Origin of the sequence: Halalkalibacter oceani, from assembly GCF_023715705.1 — a bacterium.
GTDB lineage: Bacteria > Bacillota > Bacilli > Bacillales > Bacillaceae_D > Halalkalibacter > Halalkalibacter oceani_A.
In genome coordinates, this window is record NZ_JAMBOS010000048.1 from 1 (window position 1) to 5284 (window position 5284).

Sequence of the window (5284 nt, forward strand, 5' to 3'; positions counted from 1 at the left end):
ACCAATAATACTTTTTGGATTCACTATTTATATGGTTGTGGATCACTTCTGTCATAAGTGGATCAATATCTTGTCCGGAGTGGGTCATAAAGATGGCAGAGGTGGGGCTAACCTATGTCCTTCTTCAGATTCAACTATACAGCAACATCAGGCGTGTATTGATGCTTGCAACAAATGTATGCAAGCATGCGAAGAATGTGTTTATCATCATGTCTAAAAGAGCCTGATGTCCAAGCTAGAACTCACTGTATCAGTATGTTAAGAGACTGCGCAGATATTTGTTCAATGGCATCTCAATGGATGTCACGTGGGAGTATGTTTGCAAAACAATTTTGTGAAATGTGTGCTATGATCTGCGAAGCCTGTGCTACTGACTGTGAGAAGTTCCAAGACGCTCATTGCCAGGAATGTGCTACTTACTGCCGCAAGTGTGCAGAAGAATGCCGTAAAATGGTAGCTTAAAATCGAGCAAAAGCAGGTGATCAAGGTTGCCTGTTTTTGTTCAATACCTGTTAAAGAAGGGATCAAATGATTATACAAGACATTAAAAAATTAGATCGTACCATGCTGATTTTATTATTTGGAGTCTTGCTTTCCCATTTAGGAACATACTTAGTGATTCCTATGTTACCGATTATGTTAAAAATAGATGCAGCATTATCTCTAGCGCAAATAGGAATGATCTTAGCAATGAATGCCATGTCATTTCAATTTGGGAGCTTACTCGGAGGATTTTTGGCAGATCGTATTGGGAGAAGGTTCATTATTGGGTTAGGAGCCATGATTGGTGCAGTTGGATTAATCGGTTTTGGACTTTTTAATGTATTTGGATTGTTACTTGTAGCCTCACTGATTACAGGTCTTGGCAATGGATTGAACGCTCCATCAACCAAGGCGGCCATTGCGGCATTGGCATCAGAAGAAACGCAAACGACAGCCTTTTCGATGCGTGGGATTGCCGCTAATATCGGAACAGCAGCAGCTGGGCTTATTATCTTCTTTGTTGTGACAGGATCCTCTAAGTTGATTTTTTGGATAGCGGGATTTATTTATGTGGCACTCGCATTAAAGAGTTGGTTTTTCCTTCCGAAAAATTGCGGAGATGCAAATTGTCCCGTTATCCCATCGGGTGCTTATAAGGAAGTGGTTAAGAACAAACCTTTTATTATGTTTGGTGTAGTAAGTGTTGTGATTTGGGCTTTGTATGCTCAGTTAACTTTAACGCTTCCACTACGGGCAACGGAGGTTTTGCCTGATCCAAGTAATGTGGCTTTGATTTGGACGATCAATAGTGGGATTGTCATTTTGGCTCAAAACGTGATGACAGGAAAAGTTATTCAGAGGTTACATCCGTTAACCGCACTTGCATTCGGGATGTTATTTATCGGGTTTGGAGTCGGTTCTCTTTACTTTGCTACATCGTTTTTTCACCTTGTTTGGGGTCCTACCAACAAAACGCGGAAAACATACGCTAAGCCAATTTCTGGATGAAAAAAGCCGATTTCCTTTAAGGAATATCGGCTTGATATTATAAAAGATGGTTATCCTGCACAACAAGATAATTTGGATACATCTTTATCAAACGTAAGGGCAGCCAGCTTCAGTCCATCTGCCATTGTCAAATAGGGAGCAAGGGTTTCGCGAAGATCTTCTACTGTTAAACCGAATTTAACAGCTAATGCCACCGCATAAATCACATCTCCTGCTGCATAAATATTTTCATTACTTGTTTGACCAAAATCATTGATTAGGATTTCATTATTTTTTCCAGTTTCAACACCTGCCGCACTTAAATTGAAAGAATCCGTATTTGATTTTCCTCCAATGGCAACAAGTAACTGATCTGATTCAATGACTTCTTTACTGCCATCTACTGTTACGTAAACCCTTTTTATCTCTCCACTTTGTTCAACGCGCTCAAAATTTGCCCCTTTGACAAGATTTATACCCTGTTCAATTAACGCTTTTTCAACTGACTCTGAAAGCTCAGGATCATATTCCTTTATAAGTCGCTCACTTCTTTGCATAAGCGTTATTTCTGAACCTAAATGATGAAATAGTTGTCCAAGCTCCATTCCAATGTATCCTGAATATATCACAGTTAATTGTTTGGGTATATTCTTTAACTCAAGAAGTGTTGTACTAGTTAAATAGTCCACTTCTTTAAGTCCTGAAATTGGGCATCGAAGGAGATGCACCTGTTGCAATTTAAAAGCGTTTTGCAGATAACTTTGCCCCATTGAACCCAATCGTACTAGCATCAACGAATTTTGCTTCACCTTTAATTACTCAACTTTCGCACCTAAAAACTAATTAATTCTCTTTGAGTTGTAGAACTTGCTACGGTTTGAATATGTTCCTTGACATCCAACGTATATGAAAAAACACTCCATGTTTGGTATAAGCAACAAAAGACGATCTAACTGTTATTTTGCAAGATTTTCGATTGCCTTGATGGAATTCTTTTTTTGCCTTTAGGCAGACAAGACCAGATAAAAATCTATAAAACTAGTGAGGCACTTATAAATCATGCATTAAAACTGACAAATCTGTGACATGCCTATTTAGGACACATTCGAAATGTTATACTATGTGTAAGTATTTATTTGTTTTAAGGAGTGGATTTTCTGTGAAGAAATTATTAATGATTCTTGGAAGTTTAGGTTTAGTCATCCTGCTTGCTGCTTGTGGCGGAGAAGAAGCAACGGATGAAGGAGTTGAAACTGAAGAAGTTGAAACTGAAGAAGTTGAAACTGAAGGAGATCAAGTATTCACATTGGAAGAACTTGGAGAATATGATGGGCAAGATGGAAACGATGCTTATGTAGCGGTTGATGGAGTCGTTTACGACGTTACAAATGTTGAACAATGGGCAGGTGGAGAACACGCCCCCGCTGGTGGATTAGTGGCCGGTGATGACTACACAGAAGAAATTGAAAAAGCTCCACATGGGACTGATGTATTGGAAGACTTACCAATCGTTGGAACACTTGAAGAATAATGAGAATTAGTTGCGAAGTTTAACCCCTTTGGATAAGGTGATTCCAAAGGGTATGTTTTAGGGAATGTTCCACAATTACGCCCTTTGTATTATGAGTTCAATCAGAAATGACTGGTTAAACTCATAATACGAACGAAGCGAGAATGATTGTTCAAGAATAGAGGCGCGATTGCGGAACAAATACAAGCCTAAAGGCTAAGAGGTTGCCATCAAGGCAACCTTTTGGTCATGGGCAGAAGAATAACCAATTACATCTAGATAGCTTTCCAGGAGAGAAACAGGATATTTCATTCTCTTCTAATACCCCTGGTACCTACCGTTATGTCTGTACTATCCCCGGTCATAAGGAGTTAGGAGTGACTAGAGTTGTTGAAATTGTGTCCTAAAAACTGCTCAACTGTGAAATGTTAATAGATGTCGTTATTGAATGTATAATTTGTCGAATAGAAGCCAACCTTGCTTTAGGTGGGCTTCTATTCTTTTATTATTTGACTTACTTGTTACCGATGCTTAAAATGTTTACTTAGGGAAACCTTTTAAGCGCAACGCATATATTGAAAGAAATATTACTAAGCAAGGAGTAACAAGAATGATTGATTTCTTCATGGGGATTCATCCAGTAATGCAGGCATTATTTGTAACATTGTTTACTTGGGGAATGACTGCACTTGGAGCAGCTTTGGTATTCACAACAAAATCATTTAATCAGAAGTTATTGGACGGCATGTTGGGTTTTGCAGGTGGAGTAATGATTGCTGCTAGCTTTTGGTCATTATTGTCTCCTGCTTTAGAAATGGCAGAGGGTGGAAGGACTCCAGCATGGGTCCCGGCGGCAGTTGGTTTTATATTGGGTGGAATTTTTCTCTGGGGTTTTGATAAATTACTACCGCACCTCCACCCAAATACTCCTATTGATCAGGCGGAAGGGATTCATCCTGAAAAAAAGAAAAGAAGTACATTACTCATGTTTGCCATAACCCTTCATAACATTCCGGAGGGTCTTGCAATAGGAGTCGCTTTTGGGGCTGTAGCCACGGGATCTCCTTCTGCATCGTTGGCTGGGGCTATTGCTTTAGCAATCGGAATTGGTATTCAAAACTTCCCAGAAGGAGTGGCCGTTTCGATGCCCCTATTTAGAGACGGGATGTCTCGAAAGAAGAGTTTTCTTTATGGTCAGTTTTCAGGGATGGTTGAACCTATTTCTGCCGTTATCGGTGTTTTGGCAGTCTCCTTTATTGAACCACTATTGCCATACGCTCTAAGTTTTGCAGCGGGAGCAATGATATTTGTTGTAGCTGAAGAAGTAATTCCTGGTTCTCAAGAAGAGGGCAATAAGGATTTTGCTTCTATGAGCTTGATGATAGGTTTTACAGTAATGATGATTTTAGATGTATCACTAGGGTAAAAGCTGAACCGCTTTGGATTTATCATGATGGTCCGAAGGTCTGCACTTTGAATCATACCTAATGCGGTTGTTAGTCTAATATAATAGGGGTCCTACCGAGAAAACGAGTATTTTACTCTAAGCAAATTTTGAATAAGGGGTATGTAAACGATGGGAAGAATGAAGGGTCGCTGTACAGTTCTTAACAGAAAATCAATAAATAAGATGTTAAGTGACCCGATATTTATAACCTTTGGCTTTACATTTGTCATAGCATAATTAATAATAAATAAAGTCATCTATAATCCTGGAAGCAAGATAAAAGTGAATCCCGCCCTGACCACGAACAACCTTAAGATTGATTACTCTATAATCTTGAATCTTTGTAAATGCTAATAAGGAATAAAATAACCCCACAAACTAAAAATACATCCGCATTATTAAAAATTGGATAATTAATAAATGTAACCTCGTACATATCTGTTACTTCTTCAAAAATCAAACGGTCTACTACGTTTCCCATTGCCCCTCCTATAAAAAAGCCAAAGGCTATCCGTGTTAGCTTATCGGTTACTTTACGGGAATAAATTAGACCAATAACTATAACAATCAATGCAATGCTAATCAAGAATATTTTTTGTCCTGAAAACATCCCCCAAGCAGCTCCTGTATTTCGATGAGATGTCAATTGAAAAAAGCCATTAATTATTGGAATGGATTGCCCATAGTCCATAAAATTTCTAACTAAATATTTAATAAATTGATCTATACTCAGTAGCATTGCATAAATAAATTCTACTAATGTCAAATCACTGTTTTTTGGTCACTTATATAAGTCTGAACATTCAGATTTTATGTTATTCAGGTCAAAGTGAAAAAAGGGCAACAGGTAAGTAAAT

General features: G+C 38.4%; 6 protein-coding genes and 1 pseudogene. 5 read left to right on the forward strand and 2 right to left on the reverse strand.

Annotation, left to right across the window (positions count from 1 at the left end; all coding sequences use genetic code 11):
• The 3 genes from M3212_RS22445 to M3212_RS21350 form a co-directional block, all read left to right on the forward strand.
• The coding region (locus M3212_RS22445) for a four-helix bundle copper-binding protein (RefSeq protein WP_434084066.1) at positions 1 to 217 on the forward strand (217 nt) is incomplete at its 5' end.
• Between the two features lie 38 nt (positions 218 to 255).
• Positions 256 to 462, forward strand: coding sequence for a four-helix bundle copper-binding protein (locus tag M3212_RS21345; RefSeq protein WP_434084067.1), 207 nt, complete (start codon positions 256 to 258; stop codon positions 460 to 462).
• A gap of 66 nt (positions 463 to 528) precedes the next feature.
• Complete coding sequence (locus M3212_RS21350) at positions 529 to 1491, forward strand: MFS transporter (RefSeq protein ID WP_251195937.1); 963 nt, start codon at positions 529 to 531, stop codon at positions 1489 to 1491.
• A gap of 50 nt (positions 1492 to 1541) precedes the next feature.
• On the opposite strand, the pseudogene M3212_RS21355 reads toward M3212_RS21350, so the two are convergent.
• Positions 1542 to 2289 (reverse strand): annotated as a pseudogene (locus M3212_RS21355) (FAD-dependent oxidoreductase); the annotation flags it as partial.
• A gap of 340 nt (positions 2290 to 2629) precedes the next feature.
• Between M3212_RS21355 and M3212_RS21360 the strand changes: the two are divergent.
• Together M3212_RS21360 and M3212_RS21365 are read left to right on the forward strand one after the other, a co-directional pair.
• Entirely contained in the window at positions 2630 to 3001 is a 372-nt protein-coding gene (locus M3212_RS21360) for a cytochrome b5 domain-containing protein (protein ID WP_251195938.1), read from the forward strand.
• 589 nt (positions 3002 to 3590) lie between these two features.
• On the forward strand, positions 3591 to 4406 hold the full coding sequence (locus tag M3212_RS21365) for a ZIP family metal transporter (protein ID WP_251195939.1): 816 nt from the start codon (positions 3591 to 3593) through the stop codon (positions 4404 to 4406).
• 346 nt (positions 4407 to 4752) lie between these two features.
• Here the strand turns inward: M3212_RS21365 and lspA are convergent, their stop codons facing one another.
• Positions 4753 to 5193: a signal peptidase II gene (gene lspA, locus M3212_RS21370; RefSeq protein WP_349774221.1), complete on the reverse strand. Its 441-nt coding sequence runs from the start codon at positions 5191 to 5193 to the stop codon at positions 4753 to 4755.
• Between the last annotated feature and the right edge of the window lie 91 nt (positions 5194 to 5284).